The sequence below is a fragment of the Stenotrophomonas sp. YJH_SMC_130 genome (assembly GCF_059369035.1).
Window position 1 is genome coordinate 17,509 of sequence record NZ_JCAFSH010000010.1, and the last position, 20,395, is coordinate 37,903.

Annotated in this window: 15 protein-coding genes; 8 read left to right on the forward strand and 7 right to left on the reverse strand. The window is 68.1% G+C overall.

Annotation, left to right across the window (positions count from 1 at the left end; all coding sequences use genetic code 11):
• Positions 1 to 136 precede the first annotated feature (136 nt).
• Positions 137 to 514, reverse strand: coding sequence for a DUF4124 domain-containing protein (locus tag AC5P5V_RS12855; RefSeq protein WP_032953917.1), 378 nt, complete (start codon positions 512 to 514; stop codon positions 137 to 139).
• An 80-nt stretch (positions 515 to 594) separates the two neighbouring features.
• Between AC5P5V_RS12855 and pssA the strand changes: the two genes are divergently transcribed.
• From pssA to rimI, 3 genes are read left to right on the forward strand one after another with little or no spacing between them, the layout of a single operon-like run.
• Positions 595 to 1,371, forward strand: coding sequence for a CDP-diacylglycerol--serine O-phosphatidyltransferase (gene pssA / locus AC5P5V_RS12860; RefSeq protein ID WP_134972900.1), 777 nt, complete (start codon positions 595 to 597; stop codon positions 1,369 to 1,371).
• Positions 1,368 to 1,871: a hypothetical protein gene (locus tag AC5P5V_RS12865; protein ID WP_061480607.1), complete on the forward strand. Its 504-nt coding sequence runs from the start codon at positions 1,368 to 1,370 to the stop codon at positions 1,869 to 1,871. The genes pssA and AC5P5V_RS12865 overlap by 4 nt, the downstream gene beginning before the upstream one ends.
• Positions 1,868 to 2,365, forward strand: coding sequence for a ribosomal protein S18-alanine N-acetyltransferase (gene rimI, locus AC5P5V_RS12870; protein WP_053462112.1), 498 nt, complete (start codon positions 1,868 to 1,870; stop codon positions 2,363 to 2,365). The genes AC5P5V_RS12865 and rimI overlap by 4 nt, the downstream gene beginning before the upstream one ends.
• Before the next feature lie 45 nt (positions 2,366 to 2,410).
• Here rimI and AC5P5V_RS12875 read toward each other — a convergent pair whose 3' ends face one another.
• The 4 genes from AC5P5V_RS12875 to AC5P5V_RS12890 form a co-directional block, all read right to left on the reverse strand.
• Positions 2,411 to 3,232: an EamA family transporter gene (locus tag AC5P5V_RS12875; RefSeq protein ID WP_134972707.1), complete on the reverse strand. Its 822-nt coding sequence runs from the start codon at positions 3,230 to 3,232 to the stop codon at positions 2,411 to 2,413.
• 133 nt (positions 3,233 to 3,365) lie between these two features.
• On the reverse strand, positions 3,366 to 6,194 hold the full coding sequence (locus AC5P5V_RS12880) for a valine--tRNA ligase (RefSeq protein WP_180885676.1): 2,829 nt from the start codon (positions 6,192 to 6,194) through the stop codon (positions 3,366 to 3,368).
• A 72-nt stretch (positions 6,195 to 6,266) separates the two neighbouring features.
• Positions 6,267 to 6,692, reverse strand: a complete 426-nt coding sequence (locus AC5P5V_RS12885) for a DNA polymerase III subunit chi (protein ID WP_005415211.1) — start codon at positions 6,690 to 6,692, stop codon at positions 6,267 to 6,269.
• A gap of 82 nt (positions 6,693 to 6,774) precedes the next feature.
• Positions 6,775 to 8,253: a leucyl aminopeptidase gene (locus AC5P5V_RS12890; RefSeq protein WP_180885670.1), complete on the reverse strand. Its 1,479-nt coding sequence runs from the start codon at positions 8,251 to 8,253 to the stop codon at positions 6,775 to 6,777.
• Positions 8,254 to 8,357: 104 nt separating this feature from the next.
• Here AC5P5V_RS12890 and lptF point away from each other — a divergent pair, with 104 nt between their 5' ends.
• Together lptF and lptG are read left to right on the forward strand one after the other, a co-directional pair.
• Positions 8,358 to 9,440: an LPS export ABC transporter permease LptF gene (gene lptF / locus AC5P5V_RS12895; protein ID WP_180866674.1), complete on the forward strand. Its 1,083-nt coding sequence runs from the start codon at positions 8,358 to 8,360 to the stop codon at positions 9,438 to 9,440.
• Positions 9,437 to 10,543 carry an LPS export ABC transporter permease LptG gene (gene lptG / locus AC5P5V_RS12900; protein ID WP_495215901.1) on the forward strand — a complete coding sequence of 369 codons (1,107 nt, stop codon included), beginning with the start codon at positions 9,437 to 9,439 and terminating at the stop codon, positions 10,541 to 10,543. The genes lptF and lptG overlap by 4 nt, the downstream gene beginning before the upstream one ends.
• Positions 10,544 to 10,633: 90 nt before the next feature.
• On the opposite strand, the gene AC5P5V_RS12905 is transcribed toward lptG, so the two are convergent.
• Entirely contained in the window at positions 10,634 to 11,125 is a 492-nt protein-coding gene (locus AC5P5V_RS12905) for an RDD family protein (RefSeq protein WP_072168876.1), read from the reverse strand.
• A gap of 56 nt (positions 11,126 to 11,181) precedes the next feature.
• On the opposite strand from AC5P5V_RS12905, the gene xerD reads away from it, so the two are divergent.
• Positions 11,182 to 12,159, forward strand: coding sequence for a site-specific tyrosine recombinase XerD (gene xerD, locus AC5P5V_RS12910; RefSeq protein WP_072168877.1), 978 nt, complete (start codon positions 11,182 to 11,184; stop codon positions 12,157 to 12,159).
• Between the two features lie 100 nt (positions 12,160 to 12,259).
• A complete protein-coding gene (locus tag AC5P5V_RS12915; protein WP_088496901.1) occupies positions 12,260 to 13,045 on the forward strand; it encodes a thioredoxin fold domain-containing protein in 786 nt (261 codons plus the stop codon).
• A gap of 121 nt (positions 13,046 to 13,166) precedes the next feature.
• Here AC5P5V_RS12915 and AC5P5V_RS12920 read toward each other — a convergent pair whose 3' ends face one another.
• The gene (locus AC5P5V_RS12920) at positions 13,167 to 15,266 is read right to left on the reverse strand and encodes a glycosyl hydrolase family 18 protein (RefSeq protein WP_231352534.1); all 2,100 of its coding nucleotides are present in this window, start codon (positions 15,264 to 15,266) and stop codon (positions 13,167 to 13,169) included.
• A gap of 814 nt (positions 15,267 to 16,080) precedes the next feature.
• On the opposite strand from AC5P5V_RS12920, the gene purL reads away from it, so the two are divergent.
• On the forward strand, positions 16,081 to 19,965 hold the full coding sequence (gene purL / locus AC5P5V_RS12925) for a phosphoribosylformylglycinamidine synthase (protein ID WP_231352535.1): 3,885 nt from the start codon (positions 16,081 to 16,083) through the stop codon (positions 19,963 to 19,965).
• The last annotated feature ends 430 nt before the right edge of the window (positions 19,966 to 20,395 follow it).

The following is a 20,395-nucleotide window of genomic DNA, read 5'->3' on the forward strand; positions in this document are numbered from 1 at the left end:
GCTGCCAAGCCTACATGGACGTACTTGCGGCGTCCCCGCAATCCGACACCGCCCCGCCATTCCACGGAATGCCCGCTTTTGACGTTGCCGTTGCTTGCAGCCTCGGCAGGTGCAGGGCGCAGCCCTGCCGACCCCCTTAACCCGCCGGTGGGCAGTAAGCCTTGATGGCGGCCTCTGCCAATCCCTTCTGCGCGGTGTGCTGCTCCGGAGTCAACGGGGTATCGGCCTTGCCATCACCATCGGTGTCCTGCATCACCTGGCCACCGCCGTCCAGCAGGGCCAGGTTGGCCCGGGCCGTGCTGCACTGCTCGGGAACCGGCGCGGCCGGGGTCTCGGTGCTGGCCGCGGCCTGCGGGGTGCGGGCCTGCTCGCGGGTCTCGTACTTCTTGCCCGCCGGTGGGGTCTCCGAGTACTGCGTCACGCCATGGGCGTCCTTCCATTTGTACACGGGACCGGCCACGGCGTTGGCACTGGCCAACAGCAGCAGGCATCCAAGGCAGGACAGGGCACGCATGGCAAACTCCACGGAATGGGCGTAGAACGCCGATTGCAGCATTGGCGCCGAGCACTGGCAAGTCGATTAAACTGGATTCCATGGACCCGATCACACCGCCGCCGCGCTCGCGCACGATTTACCTGTTGCCCAACCTGTTCACCACCGCCGGCCTGTTCTCCGGTTTCTACGCGATCATCGCCGCGGCCAACGGGGATTTCGTCAACGCCAGCATCGCCGTGTTCGTGGCGGCGGTGATGGATGGCCTGGACGGGCGCGTGGCGCGCCTGACCGGTACCAGCAGCGAATTCGGCGTGCAGTACGACTCGCTGGCCGACCTGGTCAGCTTCGGCATGGCCCCGGCGCTGGTGATGTACCACTGGTCGCTGTCGTGGCTGAAGTTCGATGATCCGCTGCTCGGCCGCGTCGGCTGGGCCGTGGCCTTCCTGTATGCGGCCTGCGCGGCGCTGCGCCTGGCCCGCTTCAACACGCAGGTGGCGGTGGTCGACAAGCGCTGGTTCGTCGGCCTGGCCAGCCCGGCCGCAGCGGGCCTGATGATGTCCTTCGTCTGGGCGTTTGCCGACGGCAACCTGGGCTGGGACGGCAACCAGCTGCGCTATGTGGCGCTGGCGGTGACGATCATCGCTGCGCTGCTGATGGTCAGCCGTATCCGTTTCTGGAGCTTCAAGGGCGGCGATGCCAAGGGCACCCGTTCGGATCGCGTGCCGTTCCTGGTGTTGGCACTGGTGCCGGTCGCCATTGCCATTGCGGTCATCGACCTGCCGCGCGTGCTGTTCGCGGTCGGCATCCTGTACGCCTTGTCCGGCCCGGTGATGTGGGCCGTGCAGCGCCTGCGCAAGAAGCCCGAGGCCGCGTGAGCCAGGACCTGCCCGTGCTGTGGTCACCGGCCCAGCAGGCCTGGCTGCAGGCCATGGGCTATACCGTCTATCACGACGGCCAGCTGGCCGCCGAGCTGGATGCCGCATTGCAGTTGAGCGTGGCCGAAGCCGAAGCCAGTGTTGCCCCGCCGGAGCCGGTGCGGGCCGCTGTGCCGCCGCGCGACGCCCACGCCGCGCCCGCGACCGCAGTACGCGCGGAACGCCCGGCACCGCCGCGCCGCGAAACGCCGGTCAGTGCCCCGGATACCGTGCCGGCGGCTGAGCGCCCGCTGCCCAGCGGCAACGCACGCCAGCCGGTGGTACGCCTGCCCGATCGCCTGCAGATCGCACTGCTGCGCGCCTCCGGCTGCAACCCGAACGACCCGGCCACCCAGATGCTGATGGACAGCTGGCCGCTGGACCAGCTGCGCCGCGACCCGGCCGCCAAGCGTGCGCTGTGGCCGCAGCTGCGTGCCCTGCGCAAGCGGGGCACGCCGTGAGCGCGGTAACCCGGCCCGGCCCGGTCAGCCTGCGTGCGCTGCGCGAGAGTGACCTCAATGCCGTGATGGCGATCGAGCTGCGGGGCTATCCGTTTCCCTGGACCCGCGGCATCTTCATCGACTGCCTGCGCGCCGGTTATCCCGGCCTGGCGATGGAGCGTGATGGCCTGCTGGTCGGCTATGGCGTGCTCAGCATCGCCGCGGATGAAGCGCACGTGCTCAACATCTGCATCGATCCACTGGCGCAGTCGCGCGGGCTGGGCCGCCAGCTGCTGCGCGCGCTGGTGCGGCTGGCCGCCGATCGCGGCGCACAGCGCGTGTTCCTGGAAGTGCGCCCATCCAATACGCCGGCACTGGCGCTGTACCATAGCGAAGGCTTCAACGAGATCGGCCGCCGCCCGCGCTACTACCCGGCTGCACAGGGCCGCGAGGATGCGGTGGTGATGGCCATCGAGCTGGTCGACGGCGACCTGCAGGCGATGCCGCCGCTGTGACGCAGACGGGTTGCCGGCCAGCGGCCGGCACTACCAACGCGCCCATCACGCCAGCCGCAACGCCAGCACGCCACCGATGATGAGCGACGCCGCCAGCCAGCGCGCGCGGGGTATCCGTTCGCGCAGCAGGAACACCGAGATCAGCAGCGCGAACAGGATCGAGGATTCGCGCAGCGCCGAAATCATTGCCACCGGCGCCTGGGTCATGGCCCACAATGCCATCGCATAGGAGGCGGTGGTGCCGACGCCGCCGGCCAGCCCCAGCGGCCAATGCTGCCGTGCATAGTCCAGCACCGCGCTGCCGCGCGTGTACACCGCCCACAGCGGCAGCGGGATGCCCGACAGCAGGAACAACCACAACGTGTAGCTGAGCGCGTTGCCGGACTGGCGTGCGCCGTGCGCGTCGACCAGCGTGTAGGTGGCGATCATCGCTGCGGTCAGCAGCGGCAGTCGCAGCTGGCCGCCCCGTGCACCCAGCGCCATGCACAGGATGCCGGTGCTTACCAGCACCACCCCGAGCCAGGCTGCCACCGGCAGCGTCTCACCCAGCAGCGCGCCCGCCAGTGCGACCAGGATCGGCGCGCAGCCACGCATCAGCGGATAGGCCAGGCTCATGTCGACCTGCTGGTAACAGCGCGCGACCAATCCGTAGTAGGTCACCTGCAGCAGCACCGACGCGGCCAGCCAGGGCCAGCTGTGCGCGGCCGGGAACGGCAGCAGGGGCAGCGCAGCGGCGGACAGCAGCGCTGCGCTTCCGGTGACCAGCACCGTGCCGAGGAACTTGTCCGGCCCGCGCTTGACGATCGCATTCCAGCTGGCATGCAGTGCCGCAGCGGCGAGAACCAGCAGGAAGATCGAAAGAGGCATCCGGCGATGATGCCATGCGGGGGAAATGGAAACGCCGGGCATTGCCCGGCGTTTCCCATTCCGCTTGGTTGGGTGCCAACCTCTCCCGCCATGGTAGGTGCCAACCTTGGTTGGCACGCACCAGAGCGCGGCGTTACAGCTTCGCGCGCTGTTCGCGCAGGCCGGCCAGCTGGGTGTTCCAGTCGGCCAGGCGCACGCGCTCCTGCTCGACCACGGCCGGCGGCACCTTGTCGGTGAACCTGGCCAGCTTGGTCTCGCTCTTTTCCTGCTCGCCTTCTACGCGCTTGATCTCCTTGTCCAGGCGCGCGCGCTCGGCATCGAGATCGACCAGGCCCTCCAGCGGCACCAGCAGCTTCAGCTCGCCCACGATCGCGGCGGCCGCCGGCGGTGCGCTTTCGCCTTCGGCCAGCCACTGGATGCTGTCCAGCTTCAGCAGGAACGACAGCGAAGCGCTGAAGCGTTCGATACGCACGCGGTCCTGTTCCAGGCCGGCCTGCAGGCGCAGCGGCACCAGCTTGGACGGCGCGACGTTCAGCTCACTGCGCACGCGACGCACCGCGCTGATCACCGCCTTCAGCCATTCCACGTCGGCCTCGGCCTGGGCGAAATCGCCTTCGAACTCGGCGGCGGTCGGGTAGGGGCGCAGCGACAGCGTGGTTTCGGCCAGGCCCAGGCGCGGGGCCAGCTGCTGCCACAGCTGTTCGGTGATGAACGGCGTCAGCGGGTGCAGCAGGCGCAGCAGTGCTTCCAGCACGTACAGCAGGGTGTGGCGGGTGCTTTCGGCATCGGCGGCGTCGTCACCGTTCAGGGCCGGCTTGCTCAGTTCCAGGAACCAGTCGCAGAACGCGTTCCACGCAAACTCGTACAGGCACTGCGCCAGCAGGTCGAAGCGGTAGGCGGCGAAATGCCCCTGTGCCTCGGCGGTGGTGGCGGCCAGGCGCGCGAGGATCCAGCGCTCGGCATCGGTGCGCGGCTTGGGCACGCCGGTGAACGCAGCGCCCTCGGTGTTCATCAGGGCGAAGCGGCTGGCGTTCCACAGCTTGTTGCAGAAGTTCTTGTAGCCCTCGGCGCGGTTCATGTCGAACTTGATGTCGCGGCCGTGGGTGGCCAGCGCGGCGATGGTGAAGCGCAGCGCGTCGGCACCATGGGCGGCGATGCCGTCCGGGAATTCCTTGCGGGTGGCCTTCTCGATCTTCTCGACCATCTTCGGCTGCATCAGGCCGCCGGTGCGCTTGGCAACCAGATCGTCGATGGTGATGCCGTCGATGATGTCCAGCGGGTCGAGCACGTTGCCCTTGCTCTTGGACATCTTCTGGCCCTGGCCGTCGCGGATCAGGCCGGTGAAGTAGACATCCTTGAACGGGATCTTCCCGACCAGGTTGTCGGTGGCCATGATCATGCGCGCCACCCAGAAGAAGATGATGTCGAAGCCGGTGATCAGCACCGACGACGGCAGGTAGCGGTCGAAGCCACGCTCGGCCATGGCCTGCTCGTTCGGCCAGCCCAGGGTGGAGAACGGCCACAGCTGCGAGGAGAACCAGGTCTCCAGCACGTCGCTTTCCTGGTTCAGCACCACGTCGCTGCGCAGGTTGTGCTTGGCGCGCACTTCCTCTTCGCTGCGACCGACGTAGCAGTTGCCGGTGGCGGCATCGAACCACGCCGGGATGCGGTGGCCCCACCACAGCTGGCGGCTGATGCACCAGTCCTGGATGTTGTTCATCCAGTGGCGGTAGGTGTTGATCCAGTTCGGCGGCACGAAGGAAATGCTTCCGTCCTCGACCAGTTCCAGGCCACGCTTGGCCAGGTCGTCCATCTTCACGAACCACTGGTCGGTCAGGTACGGCTCGATCACCTGGCCGGTACGGTCGCCGCGCGGCACCTGCAGCTTGTGCGCCTTGGTCTCGACCAGGATGCCCAGGTCTTCCAGTTCGGCCAGCACCGCCTTGCGCGCTTCATAGCGGTCCAGGCCCTGGAAGCGTTCCGGCGCATTCTCGTTCAGCGCCGCCACCGGGGTGAACAGGTTGATCATCGGCAGGCTGTGGCGCACGCCGACTTCATAGTCGTTGAAATCGTGCGCCGGGGTGACCTTGACCACGCCGGTGCCGAACGCGCGGTCCACGTAGTCGTCGGCGATCACCGGCACGCGGCGGCCGGTCAGCGGCAGCACCACGCTCTTGCCGATCAGGTGCGCGTAACGCTCGTCTTCCGGGTGCACCATCACCGCGGTATCGCCCAGCAGGGTTTCCGGGCGGGTGGTGGCGACGACCAGGTAGTCGCGGGTTTCGCGCAGGGTTTCCACGCCGTCGGCATCGCGCTCGACGTGCTCGTAGCTCAGGCCTTCGTCCAGCGTGTAGGCGATCGACCACAGGAAGCCGTCTTCCTCGGCGCTCTCCACTTCCAGGTCGGAAATGGCGGTCTTCAGCACCGGGTCCCAGTTCACCAGGCGCTGGCCGCGGTAGATCAGGCCCTGCTCGTACCAGCGCACGAAGGCTTCATTGACTGCCGCCGACGGCTGCGGGTCCATGGTGAAGGTGCTGCGCGACCAGTCGGCGGAGGTGCCAAGGCGACGCATCTGGCGTTCGATGGTGTCGCCGGACTGCTGCTTCCACTCCCAGACCTTGCCGATGAAGCCCTCGCGGCCCAGCGAATCGCGGGTCTCGCCCTTGCCTTCCAGCGCCAGGTTGCGGCTGACCACCATTTCGGTGGCGATGCCGGCGTGGTCGGTACCGACCTGCCACAGCGTGTCGTAGCCGCGCATGCGGTGGTAGCGCACCAGCGCGTCCATCAGGGTCTGCTGGAAGGCGTGGCCCATGTGCAGGGTGCCGGTCACGTTCGGCGGCGGCAGCAGGATGGTGTACGGCTCGCCCGTGCCGGACGGTTTGAAGTGGCCGGCCTTCTCCCAGGCCTCGTAGAGGTCGGTCTCGAAGGACGTCGGGTCGTAGCTGGAGGCGAGTTGGGTCATGCGGGGGAACCAGGAGGTAATCGTTGAAGGATCAGGGCGCGGCGCCGGCCCATCAAGGGGGCCGGGGCGCGCTTACATGTCGTGCTTGTTCAGGTCGTAACCGGCGGCCTTGTACTGGCGCCAGCGCTCGCGCAGCGGTTCGCGCGCTTCCGGATCGGCCGGCACCACTTCCAGCACGCGCTCGCACTGGCCCAGCCAGGGCTCGTCGCGCAGGTTGATCACCAGCGGACGCGCCGGTGCCTCGGTGCCGGGTACCGCGATCAGTACCAGGGCCTCTTCCTCGTCCATGTCTTCGCCGGCGATCTGGTGCGGGATGTAGGCGTCGTTGTCGAACGCCCACAGCAGCTCGTCCAGCTCCTCGGCCTGGGCCTGGTCGCGGGCCAGCACCAGGGTGAACAACCCGGCGTCGTTGGCCTTGCGCGCCAGCTCGCAGACCAGGCGCAGCGGCTCGGTCAGGAAGCGGGGCTTGGCGATCAGGTAGAAGTCGGCGCGGGGCATGGCAGGGTCCGGGTCAGGCAGGGGCCCGGCAGTGCCGGGCGAGGCCCCGGCCGGCGTCTGCCGGCCAGGGTCGGGTACGGCATCAGGCGCGGGCGACCTGGTCCAGCAGCCACTGGCTCAGCAGGCCGACCGGGCGGCCGGTGGCCATGCCACGCTTGCCTTCATCGCTGGCCACGCCGGCGATGTCCAGGTGGGCCCAGCGCTGGCCTTCGGTGAAGCGCGACAGGAAGCAGCCGGCGGTGATCGCGCCAGCCCAGCGGCCACCGATGTTGTAGACGTCGGCGAAGGTCGAATCCAGCATCGGCTGGTACTCGTCCCACAGCGGCAGGCGCCAGGCGCGGTCGAACACATGCTCGCCGGCGGCCAGCAGTTCATTGGCCAGGTCGTCGTGCTTGCTCATCAGGCCGGCGGTCTGGTGGCCGAGGGCGACCATGCAGGCACCGGTCAGGGTGGCGACGTCGACCAGCGCGGCCGGCTCGAAGCGCTGCGCGTAGGTCAGCGCGTCACACAGGATCAGGCGGCCTTCGGCGTCGGTGTTGCCGACTTCGATGGTCTTGCCCGACATCGAGGTGATCACGTCGGACGGACGGTAGGCATTGCCATCGATGGCGTTCTCCACCGCCGGCACCACCACCACCAGGTTCAGCGGCAGCTTGGCCTTGACCGCAGCGACGAAGGTGCCGATGACGTTGGCGCCACCGCACATGTCGTACTTCATTTCCTCGATGCCGCCCTGGGTCTTCAGGTTGACGCCACCGGTATCGAAGGTGATGCCCTTGCCGACCAGCACGTACGGCTTCGCATCACCGCCATTGTTCCACTTCAGCACGACCAGGCGCGGGCGGTTGGCCGAGCCACGGGCCACGGCCAGCAGCGAGCCCATGCCCAGCGCTTCCATCTGGTGCTCGTCGAGGATCTCGGCTTCGGCACCGTCGTGCTCGCCGGCGAACTTCACGCCCACGTCGGCCAGATAGGCCGGGGTGCAGTAGTTGGGCGGCAGGTTGCCCAGCTCGCGGGCGAACTCGACACCGGCGGCGATGGCCTGGCCCTGGGCCAGCGCCTGCGCGTCGTCACCGGCGATGGCCAGCTGGGTCAGACCGGCGTCGTCGGCCTTCTTCTTGCCCAGGGTGGCGGTGTAGCGGTAGGCGGCGTGATCGGCGGCGATCACCGCCTGACGGATCGCCCAGGCCGCGTCGCGGTCCTTCACCGCCACTTCGGACAGGGTGAACAGTGCGCTGCGGGCAGCACCGGCCTTCAGCGCGCGCACGGCGTCGCCCACGGCCTTCAGGTACTGCGGCACGCCGAAACGGGCGGCTTCACCGAGGCCGACCACCAGCACGCGCGGGGCGGTCACGCCCGGCAGGTCGTGCAGCAAGGTGGTTGCGCCGGTCTTGCCGGACAGGTCGCCACGCTCGGCCAAGGCCGCCAGGCGGCCACCGCTGGCGGCATCCAGGGCCTGCGCGGCCGGGGTCAGGGTATGGTCGGCATACGCGCCGACCACCAGGCAATCAACGGTGGCGGCGGCCGGAGCAACGTGGTTCAGGGTGAATTCGAGGGCCATTGAGCAGATTCCATTGGCGAGTCCGTACAATCGCAGGCCGTTTACGCCCAGACAGTAGACTGGGCGGCACCGCGAACGAACCCCAGAGTTTAAACCACCGCCCCATGCTGAAGCTCGACCGATACCTGCTGGGCGATTTCGTCCAGAGTTTCCTGGCTACCCTGATCGTCCTGCTGGTGGTCAGCGTGGGCGGCGTGCTGGTGGACATCCTCGGCAACATCGCCGACGGACGCCTGCCGGCCAAGCTGCTGTTCTCCCAGCTGGGCCTGCAGTTCATCGCCTACCTGCCGCTGATCCTGCCGCTGGCATTGATGCTGGGCCTGCTGCTGGCCGTGGCGCGGCTGTACCGCGACTCGGAAATGGCGGTCATCACCGCCATTGGTGTTGGCCCCAAGCGACTGCTGCGACCGCTGCTGATGCTGGTGGTGCCGGTGGTGCTGCTGGTCGGCGCCTGCTCGCTGTGGCTGGGCCCGTGGGCAGGCCGGGTGGCCGAGCAGATGATCATCGAGGCCAACCGCAGCGTGCTGATGGCCGGCCTGGAGCCGGGCCGGTTCACGCCGCTGCCCAATGGCGGCGTGGTCTACCTGTCCTCGATCTCGCCTGACGGCACCGAGCTGGGCAAGGTGTTCCTGCAGCGGCAGAAGGACGACCGCCTGGAAGTGGTGTCGGCCAACAGTGGCCGCATGTACTTCGAGGGCACCCGCCAGCGTTTCCTGGAGCTGGATGATGGCCACCAGGTGGAAGGCCCGGTGGCCGCTGGGCTGGATTACCGGCTGGCGACCTTCGCCCGCAACGACGTGGCCCTGCCCGATGGCGCACAGACCCGCACCGAGGACGACCCGGAACTGATGCCGACCCTGCAGCTGATCGGTGATGCACGGCCGCAGGCACAGGCGCAGCTGCATCGCCGGCTGGCACCGCCGCTGATCGCGCTGGCGTTCGCCCTGCTGACCGTGCCGCTGGGCCGCAGCTCGCCGCGCCAGCAGCGCTACGGGCGCATGATGCTGGCCCTGCTGGCCTACATGGTGGGCACCAACCTGACCTTCATCGGCGCCGGCTGGATCGCCGACGGCAGGATTCCCGGCGCGCTGGGCCTGTGGTGGCTGACCCTGCCGCTGCTGGCGTTCGCCATCTGGATGTACGCGCGCGATGGCCGCCTGGCCCGCCCGAAGGGAGGCCGCGCATGAAGCTGCGCCCGATGCGTTTCGATTTCTACCTGGGTCGTGCGGTGTTCACCACCGTGCTGCTCACCTGGGCGGTGCTGACCGGCCTGGACGTGGTGATGGCCTTCTCCGGTGAGTTCAAGGACATCGGCAAGAACGGCTATTCGCTGGGCCATGCTGCGGCGTGGGTGCTGTACACCGTGCCCCGCCGTGCCTACACCTTCTTCCCCACCGCCGCGGTGATCGGCGCGCTGATGGGCCTGGGCCAGCTGGCCGCGACCTCGGAGCTGACCGCGCTGCGCGCGCTGGGCCTGTCGCGCAAGCGCCTGAGCGTGTCGGTGGCGATTGCGCTGTCGCTGCTGACCGCAGTGATGGTGCTCAGCGCCGAGACGCTGGGCCCGTGGGGCCAGGACCGTGCCGATGTGCTGAAATCCAGCGCCAAATGGGGGCGGGATATTGCCACTACCCGTTACTCGGGGCTGTGGGCACGCGAAGGCGACACTTTCCTCAATGCGCAGAGCGGCGAGGAGCAGCTGGTGGGCGACAAGGGCACGCGGCTGATCCTGCGTGATGTGCGCCTGTACCGGGTCGCCGAAGACGGCAAGATCGCCTCGTTGACCCACGCCGCCACCGCCGAGCACGACAAGGACGGCTGGGTGTTGACCGGCGTGCGCCGCGACACCTTTGGCGAGCGCTCGGCAACCCGTCAGGAAGTGGCACGTGAGCCCTGGAACTCGAAGTTGGACCCGGCCGCGCTGGCGACCGGTATCGCCAAGCCGCGCAACCTCAGCGTGTCCGAGCTGAGCACCAGCATTGCCTACCGCGAACGCAACGGGCTGGACGCGCGCGATTTCGAGGATGTGTACTGGAGCCGCTGGTTCTATCCGGTGAACGTGCTGGCCCTGTGCCTGGCGGCGGTGCCGTTCGCGTTCGGATCGCTGCGCAGCGGCGGCATGGGCAAGCGCCTGTTCCTGGGCATCCTGTTCGCATTGGGCTTCTGGCTGCTGCAGCTGTTCTTCGGCCGCATGGCCGGCGCGCTGAAATTCGATTACCGCATCGCCTATGCGCTGCCGCCGATCGTGATGCTGGCTGTGTCCGGACTGCTGTTCCGGCGCAAGTCGGGCTGATTCTGATTGTTGTAGAGCCGAGCCTGTGCTCGGCTGTCACGTACAGTGCGGAAAGCAGCCGAGCACGGGCTCGGCTCTACAGACAGCGCCTTACCGTTTCGGCATCCGCACCAGGCGGGTACCGCTGGCGCGGTCGTGCCAGGTCAGGCGTTGGCGGTCGACCCACGCCCACCAGAATCCCAGTCCGCCCAGCAGCAGGGACAGCGTGCCTACCGCAAAGCGCAGCCACAACTGCCCGCGCCGCAACGGCGTGCCATCGATTGATTGCACTTTCAGCCGCCACGGGCGCATGCCCAGGGTCTGTCCGCCGCGGCGCCAGCTGGCCGTGGCGTACCAGCCCGTGACCGCCCAGCACACCGCCCACAGCAGCCATTGCCAGGCGCTGAACGGCGCGATGTTCTCGCGCTGTGCGTGGCCGCTGAAGGTGTAAGCGAGGGTGAACAGCGTGCCGGCCAGCATCCAGAGCGCCAGCACCGGCAGTGCGTCGTAGACCATCGCCAGCACGCGCCACAGCAGCAATGCGCGCGGGTGGAGCATTTCGGTGGCGGCCGCAGGGGCCGTGTCGGTGGCAGGGCGGGACATGCGCCGAGCATACGCAAAGCTGGCCGTGCCCGCAGTGGCCCTCGTATCCTGCACGCATGGCTCTTGTTTCCACCCCCGCCGAACGCCGCCAGCTGGTCCAGCAACTGCCCGAGCTTCGCGCCGACGACAGCGTGCGCATCCAGCGCTTCCTCGATGCGATCTGGGCCGAGAACGGCCTGGCCCGTGCCACCCTCGACAGCTACCGGCGTGACCTCGAAGGGTTGGCACGCTGGATGGATGGACGCGACGGTGGCCTGGCCGGCATCGAGCGTCCCGGATTGTTCGAGTATCTGGCCTGGCGCACCCGGCATGGCTGGTCGCCGCGCAGCAATGCGCGCCTGCTGTCGGCGTTGCGGGCGTTCTTCGCCGATGGCGTGCGGCGCGGCGAACGCAGCGAGGACCCGAGTGCGCTGCTGGATCCGCCGAAGCTGCCACGATTGCTGCCCAAGGCGCTGGCCGAGAGCCAGATCGACGCGCTGTTGGCAGCACCGGATGTCGACAGCCCACTGGGCCTGCGCGATCGCGCCATGCTGGAACTGATGTATGCCGCCGGCCTGCGCGTGAGCGAGCTGGTGTTGCTGCCGGCCACGGCGGTCAACCTTCGCCAGGGCGTGCTGCGGGTCACCGGCAAGGGCAGCAAGGAACGGCTGGTGCCGCTGGGCGAGGAATCCCAGCACTGGCTGGAGCGTTACCTGCAGCAGTCGCGCCCGCAGCTGGTCGGCAAGGGCAAGGTGCATGCCCTGGCGGATGGGCAGACCCCGTTGTTCGTCGAACCGACGCTGCATGCGCTGACCCGGCAGGCGTTCTGGCATCTGGTCAAGCGCCACGCACAGGTGGCCGGCATCGACCCGGCGCGGATCAGCCCGCATGGCCTGCGGCACAGCTTCGCCACCCATCTGCTCAACCGCGGTGCCGACCTGCGCGCGCTGCAGATGCTGCTTGGCCACAGTTCCTTGTCGACCACCCAGATCTATACCCTGGTCGCGCGCGAGCACCTGCAGAAGCTGCACGCCCGCCACCATCCGCGTGGCTGAGTGCCGGGCTGAATCGCTGCCCGGGGCGCTGCCGGCCGTCGCCGCCCGGTCGCGGTGGCTGTGTCAGAATCCGGGGTCTTCTTCTGTCGCGGACCGCTCCATGCTCCGATTTGCCATCGCCGCCGTGTTCGGTGCGCTCAGCCTGACCGCCTGCGCCCAGCCGGCTCCACCGGCCGCCAAGGCACCCGCCGCCGCTGCGGCCAAGGCCAGTCCGGCCGCGAATGCGCCCGCCGACCAGGCGGTACGCGCCGCACTGACCGCGTTGAACCCCGGTTTCCAGGTGGACTACATTGGCGCCGCGCCTTTCCCCGGCTTCCGCGAGGTCGTCGTTTCAGGCCAGCTTCTGTATGTGTCCGATGACGGCCGCTATCTGTTCCAGTCTCAGCCCTACGACACCCGCGCCAAGGGCCCGGCCAACAGCGAAGGCCTGCTCGGCTATCGCCGCGGCCTGCTGGCCAAGGCCAACCACGGCGATCGCATCGTGTTCGCCGCGCCGAACGCCAAGTACACCATCAGCGTGTTCACCGACATCGAGTGCGGTTACTGCCGCAAGCTGCACCAGGACATCGCCGAGCTCAACCGCAACGGCATCACCGTCGAGTACCTGGCGTTCCCGCGCATGGGTCTGGGCAGCAAGGACTACACCGACATGATTTCGGTCTGGTGTGCAGCGGATCGTCGCCAGGCGCTGACCAACGCCAAGCGCGGCGGCAACGTTCCCGCCAAGAACTGCACCAATCCGGTGGCGATGCAGTACGCGCTGGGCCAGCAGCTGGGCGTGAATGGTACGCCGGCGATCTTCGCGCCGGACGGCACCCAGCTGGGGGGCTACCTGCCGCCGGCACAGTTGCGCGCGGCGTTGGAAAAGCTGTCGGCCAAGCGCTGATCGCCGTTGACCTTTTCCTGTAGCGCCGAGCCCATGCTCGGCTGCGCAACCATCAGCCGAGCATGGGCTCGGCGCCACAGATCAGAGGCCGGGGGCGCAAAATGCGCCCCCGGCTTTTGCCTTATTTCAGGCCATCACTGACCGCCTTGGTCAGCGTGCCCTGCGCATCGTCACCGCTGAACTCCCAGACGAACGCGCCGCCCAGGCCCTGGGTCTTCACGTAACCCATCTTGCGGGTGATGTTGGCCGGGGTGTCGAAGCTCCACAGCGTGCTGCCGTTGTAGATCCAGGTGGCGCCGGCGGTGTTGTCGGTGTAGCCCGGCCACGCCAGGTTCTTCAGCACCTTCCAGTCCTCGATGCCGGCTTCATATGTGCCCGGGGCGGCACCGCTGGCGGTCTGGTACAGGCCGTTGTTGGCATTGGCCACGCCGGTCCAGCCACGCCCGTAGTAGCCGATGCCCAGGTTGAGCTTGGCGGCGGGCACGCCACGGCTGATGAAGGCCTCGATGGCGTCGTTGCTGTTGTACAGCTTCTGGTCGCCGGTGGACGGATCATTCGGCGAATCGAACAGCGCCGACTGGTGATTGGTCCTCGCATCCCACGCGCCGTGGAAGTCGTAGGTCATCACGTTGATGTAGTCCAGGTACGGGTGGTACGCCGCCGGATCGGTGACGCGGATCTTGTCGATGCCGGCACCCACCGCCACCGTCAGCAACAGGCCCGGACGCACCGCATCGAGCTGGCGGCGGAACTCGGCCATCAGCGCGGTGAAGTTGGCGTTGTCTTCCGGCTTGCCGCATTCGATGCCGCAGGCCACCGGGTATTCCCAGTCGATGTCGATGCCGTCGAACACGCCCAGCGCCGCACCGGCGCCGCCGGCACCGTCGGTCACCGGCAGGTTGCCCTTGATGTACGCGTCGATGCACGAGGCAACGAAGGCCTGACGGTTTTCCGGGCGCGCCGCGCTGGAGAAGCCGCGCGACCAGGTCCAGCCACCCAGCGAGATCAGTACCTTCAGGTTCGGGTACTTGGCCTTGAGCTGCTTGAGCTGGTTCCAGTTGCCGCGCAACGGCTGGTCCCAGGTATCGGCGCTGCCGCTGACACTCTCGGCGGCACTGAAGGCCTTGGTGTAGTCGGCGAAGGCATCGCCACCGGCACCGTTGTTCGGGTCCGACGGCTGGGTGATGCCGACTTCGCAGCGGTTGTTGCGCACGTTGCCGAATGCGTAGTTGATGTGGGTCAGGCGCGCCGCCGAGCCGCTGCTGTCGATGTTCTTGACCCGGTAGTTGCGGCCGTAGATGCCCCACTGGGTGAAGTAACCGATGACCCGCTTGCCGGTGGTGCCGCCGTCGCCGGCCAGCGTGGTGGCGCTGATCTCGGTGCCCTGCGCCGATGCGTTGCCGGCGTTGTCGCGCGCCCGCACGCGGTAACGGTAGGTGGTCGACGCGGTCAGCCCGCCGTCGACATAGCTGGCACTGGACGGCGAACCGACCAGGCTGCCGTTGCGGTACACGTCATAGCCGGCCAGGCCACTGCCACCGGTGTTGTCGGTGGAAGGACTCCAGCTGAGCGCGATGCTGTTGGCGGTGCGGGTGCCGGCCGCCAACCCGCCGGGTACGCTCGGTGCGGTGGTATCGCCACTGGCGGCGTTGACGGTGATGGTGATCGTCGCGGTGCTGGCGGTGGCGTTGTTGTTGTCGGTGGCGACCGCGCGCAGGGTGTGGCTGCCGGCGCTGGCATTGGCCCAGCTGGCCGCATACGGCGCACTGGTGGCCACGCCGAGCGTGCTGCCGTCGCGGAAGAATTCGACCTTGGCGACGCTGCCGTCCGGATCGCTGGCGGTGGCGGTCACGTTGACCGTGCTGCCGGCGCTGAAGGTGGCGCCGTTGGCCGGCGAGGTCAGGCTGACCACCGGCGGCTGGTTGGTGCCGGTGCCATCGCAGGCACCGAGGTTGGTGTAGTAGGGCGCACCGGCCGGATGGTCCGGCGGCGCGTTCCAGATGTCCTGGTTCGCCCGATAGAGGACGCCTCCTTTCTGCAGGGTATCGCCGGCCCGGTAGATCTTGGCCTGGTCCCACTGGGCCACGCCGGCACAGCTGGCGGCCCGCGCCAGGCCGGGCAGGGCGGCGCTGCCGGCGGCCAGGGCAAGCAGCCAGGCCAAGTGGCGGGGACGACAGCTTCGGGTCGAACGTTCGGCACTGCGCACAATCGGGTCGTACATGGGTGAGTCTCCGATCAAAGGGCGCGCGGGCCCCGATGGCGCCGCGCGTGACGCAGGTCCGGGCATCGCCCGGGAAGGCGACGGAGGGGCCGGACGGAGGCACCTGGGAGGCCGGGGAGAGAGTCCGGCACCAGGTGGGGACAACGTTGTCATCAATTGCGTGGTCAATCCGTGAGCAAGCGCATGGTTCGAGGATTTGGGCGGAAAGCGGCGCTGGCGCGCGGTCGGCGGCCAGCGGCGGGGCCCCCTCGTGGCTGGGGCTTTCCGCGAAAAGCAGATTTCTGGGGTTGGCCGGGCGGGTGGGCTGCGCAGGGGACGCCGTGAATACGTCCCTGTAGGCTCGGGCGCGCCATCCATGGCGCTTACGCCCCTGCGCAGCCCACCCGCCCGGCCACGGACAGGTTCCTGCGCGGCCAGCCACGAAAGACAGAACAAAAAATCAAAAGCAGAAGCCGGTCGCTTCGCTCTTCAATGCCTGACTTCTGACATTTTCCTGGTTGCCGGTCAGCGGCCGGCACTACCGGGGAGCATCCACGCATGGCGGCAGATCGCGGAAATCTGTCGGGGGCGGGGTGGTGGGGGCCAGCAGGACCGTTGGCGCCATGGATGGCGCCATTGAGCCCCCATGGACGGGTTTACGGCGTGTCCTGCTGGCCCCCACCGCCCCGCCATCCCATGTGAACCCCGCTTTTGCTTGGGCCGTTGCTGTTGCCGTTGCCCTGGCCTCGGCAGGTGCCGGGCGCCGCCCGGCCAAAGCCCTCCCCCCGCTTCCGGTACAATGTCGGGCCCGTTTCCCAACTACGGTTCCCCGGACATGATGGTCCTCGAGGGCGCGCCCGCCCTGTCGCCGTTCCGCCGCGAACGTCTTGAATCCCGCCTGCAGTCCATCGCTCCCTCCCTGCGCATCAGCGGTGCCTGGCACGTCTACTTCGTGCAGCCCGAAGGCAGCGCCGCCCCCGACCTGATCACGCTGTGCCGCATCCTCGAAGCGGCGCCGCAGGCCGAAGCCGTGGCCGAAGGCGCAGTCAGCCGCATCGTGGTGCCGCGCCTGGGCACGCTGTCGCCCTGGTCGAGCAAGGCCACCGAACTGGTCCGCGGTGCCGGCCAGCCGGTCAGCCGGGTCGAGCGTGGCCTGCGTATCGACGTGCAGGGCTGGCCGGCAGATGCTGACGCCCAGCAGGCGCTGGTCAAGGCGCTGCACGACCCGATGACGCAGTCGGTGCTGGAGACCGTGGAGCAGGGCCAGGCGCTGTTCTCGGCGCCGGCCCGTGGCGAGCTGGAACGCGTGCCGGTGGACCAGCTGGAGGCCGCCAACCAGCGCCTCGGCCTGGCCATGGCCCAGGACGAGATCGACTACCTGCGTGAACGCTTCACCGCGCTGGGCCGCTCGCCGTCGGATGTGGAACTGATGATGTTCGCGCAGGCCAATTCCGAGCACTGCCGCCACAAGATCTTCAACGCCAGCTGGACCATCGATGGCCAGGAACAGGACCGCTCGCTGTTCCGGATGATCAAGAACACCCACCAGCAGACCCCGCAGCACACGCTCAGCGCGTACAGCGACAACGCTGCAGTGATCGAAGGCCATCCGGCGTCGCGCTACCGTCCCGATCCGGCCAGTGGCGAATACCGCCGCGAAGCGCAGGTGCCCAGTGCCTTCCAGATCAAGGTGGAAACCCACAACCACCCGACCGCGATCGCACCGTTCCCGGGCGCTTCGACCGGCGCGGGTGGCGAGATCCGCGACGAAGGCGCGACCGGCCGTGGCGGCAAGCCCAAGGCAGGCCTGACCGGCTTCTCGGTCTCGCACCTGCGCATTCCGGAATTGCCGCAGCCGTGGGAGGCGCCGCGCGCGCTGAACCCGCGCATGGCACCGGCGCTGGAAATCATGACCGACGGCCCGCTCGGCGGCGCCGCGTTCAACAACGAGTTCGGCCGCCCGAACCTGCTCGGCTACTTCCGCAGCTTCGAGCTGCCGGAAGGCGCCGACCTGGTGCGCGCCTACGACAAGCCGATCATGCTGGCCGGTGGCCTCGGTGCGATCGATCGCGTGCAGGTCGACAAGATCCCGCTGCAGGCCGGTGATGCGGTGATCGTGCTGGGTGGCCCGGCGATGCTGATCGGCCTGGGCGGCGGTGCGGCCAGTTCGGTGGCCTCCGGTGAAAGCGCCGAGGACCTGGACTTCGCCAGTGTGCAGCGCGACAACCCGGAAATGGAGCGCCGCTGCCAGGAGGTCATCGACCGCTGCGTGGCGATGGGCGCCAACAACCCGATCAAGTTCTTCCACGACGTCGGCGCCGGTGGCCTGTCCAACGCCATCCCCGAACTGCTGCACGACTCGAACGTCGGTGGTGTCATCGACCTGGGCAAGGTGCCCACCGATGATCCGTCGCTGTCACCGATGCAGCTGTGGTGCAACGAGTCGCAGGAACGCTACGTGCTGGGCGTGGCCCAGGAGCGCCTGGCCGAGTTCGCCGCGCTGTGCGCCCGCGAACGCTGCCCCTTCGCGGCCGTCGGCGTGGCCACCGCTGAAGAGCATCTGGTGGTGGCCTACGGCGCCGTGCCGGGCCACACCCCGGCCGATGCACCGATCGACCTGCCGATGGACGTGCTGTTCGGCAAGCCGCCGAAGATGCACCGCGATACCGCGCACCCGCCGGCACCGCGCTGGCCGGCGCTGAAGACCGGTGGCCTGGACCTGCAGGAAGCCGGCCTGCGCGTGCTCGCGCACCCGACCGTGGCCTCGAAGAACTTCCTGGTCACCATCGGTGATCGCAGCGTTGGCGGCCTGACCGCGCGCGAACAGATGGTCGGTCCGTGGCAGCTGCCGGTGGCCGACGTGGCGATCACCCTGGCCGACTTCGATGGCGTGGCTGGCGAAGCGATGTCGATCGGCGAGCGCACCCCGCTGGCCCTGCTCGATGCCGCTGCTTCGGCACGCATGGCGGTGGGCGAAGCGCTGACCAACCTGTGCGCGGCCCCGGTCGATGCGCTGGATGAGATCAAGCTGTCGGCGAACTGGATGGCTGCGGCCGGTCACCCCGGCGAAGACGCGCTGCTGTACGACGCGGTGAAGGCGGTGGGCATGGAACTGTGCCCGCAGCTGGACATCAGCATCCCGGTGGGCAAGGACTCGCTGTCGATGCAGGCGCAGTGGCACGACCAGGGCGAAGCGCACAAGAGCGTGTCGCCGGTGTCGCTGGTGATCTCGGCGTTCGCGCCGGTCGCCGACGTGCGCCAGCAGTTGACCCCGCTGCTCGACCGGGAGGTGGACAGCGAGCTGTGGCTGATCGGCCTCGGTGCCGGCAAGCAGCGCCTGGGGGGTTCGATCCTGGCCCAGGTGCATGCCGACCACGGCGACCTGCCGGCCTTCGCCGGTGCCGCCCCGGACCTGGACGATCCGCAGCGCCTGCGGGGTTTCTTCGAACTGATCCGCGATGCACGCCAGTCCGGCCTGCTGCTGGCGTATCACGACCGCAGCGACGGCGGTGCTTTCGCCGCCCTGTGCGAAATGGCCTTCACCTCGCGCCTGGGCCTGGATATCGCCCTCGATGCCTGGGGTGATGATCCGTTCCGCAGCCTGTTCAACGAAGAACTGGGCGCGGTGGTGCAGATCGCGCGCGAAGACCGTGCCGCGTTTGCCGACCTGGTTGAACGCCATGCATTGACCGAATGCGCGCAGCGCATCGCCAAGCCAACCACCGCACCGGTGGTGCGCGTGTCGCTGGGCGGCGAGAACCTGGCCGAGTGGCGCTGGGAGGCCTTGTTCGACGCCTGGTGGTCGGTCACCCACGCGATGCAGAAGCGCCGCGACAACCCGGCCAACGCCGATGCCGAGCGCGAGGTCGCGCGTGCCTTCAACGCACCGGGCCTGAAGCCGAAGCTCAGCTTCGACCTCAACGAAGACGTGGCCGCACCGTTCATCAGCACCGGTGCGCGTCCGCGCGTGGCGGTGCTGCGCGAGCAGGGCGTCAACGGCCAGATCGAAATGGCCAACGCCTTCGAGCGTGCCGGCTTCCGTGCCTTCGATGTGCACATGAGCGACCTGATTGAAGGCCGCGTGGCCCTGCAGGATTTCACCGGCCTGGTGGCCTGTGGTGGCTTCAGCTATGGCGACGTGCTCGGTGCCGGCCGTGGCTGGGCCACCTCGATCCTGGAGCGCAGCGCACTGCGTGATGCCTTCGCCGCGTTCTTCGCGCGCGAAGACAGCTTCGCGCTGGGCGTATGCAACGGCTGCCAGATGATGAGCCAGCTGAAGAACATCATTCCGGGTGCCGAGCACTGGCCGCAGTTCCGCCGCAATGCCAGCGAGCAGTTCGAAGCCCGTACCGCGCTGCTGGAAGTGGTGGAATCGCCGTCGATCCTGCTGCGTGGCATGGCCGGCTCGCGCCTGCCGGTGGCGGTGGCGCATGGTGAGGGCCAGGCCGTGTTCGACAATGCCGTCGACCAGGCTGCTGCACGTGTCTCGCTGCGCTACATCGATGGCAATGGCAAGGTGGCCAGCCAGTACCCGCTGAACCCGAACGGTTCGCCGGACGGCATCACCGGCCTGACCAGCAGCGACGGCCGCGTCACCATCATGATGCCGCACCCGGAACGTACCCCGCGCGCGCTCAACCTGAGCTGGGCACCGGCGGAATGGGAGGGTGATTCGCCGTGGATGCGCATGTTCCGCAACGCGCGGGTATGGTGCGGCTGATCGCGTCGTTCCGCGCAGGGCGCAATGCCACCGCGTATGGAAAAACCCGCCGCTTCGTCGGCGGGTTTTTCTTTGTACGCGTGAAACCCTTGTCGCGCCCGCTAGTTACATCGGTTTTCATGCGCCAGCGGTCCGTCACGTGTACCTAACAAAATACTTTTATAAACACGCGAAATGGTGAACTGCTTCACGGCAATAGCATTTGTCGTGTCAAAGTCTTGACGATCTGCAAAGTTGCCGTTAACACTTGAACCCCGTTTCAGAACCATTCATTCCGCAGTAACCGCTCGGCGTACGCGCTCGGTTTTCTGTCGCTGCGCGCCGTTCGGCAATACCCCGCAGTAAATCACGCGAAAAAACGCCCCCAGGGGACGTTGGGCCAGAAGGCCCGGCGGTGGCGTTGCTTTGCCCAAAACCAGTCCAATCAGGA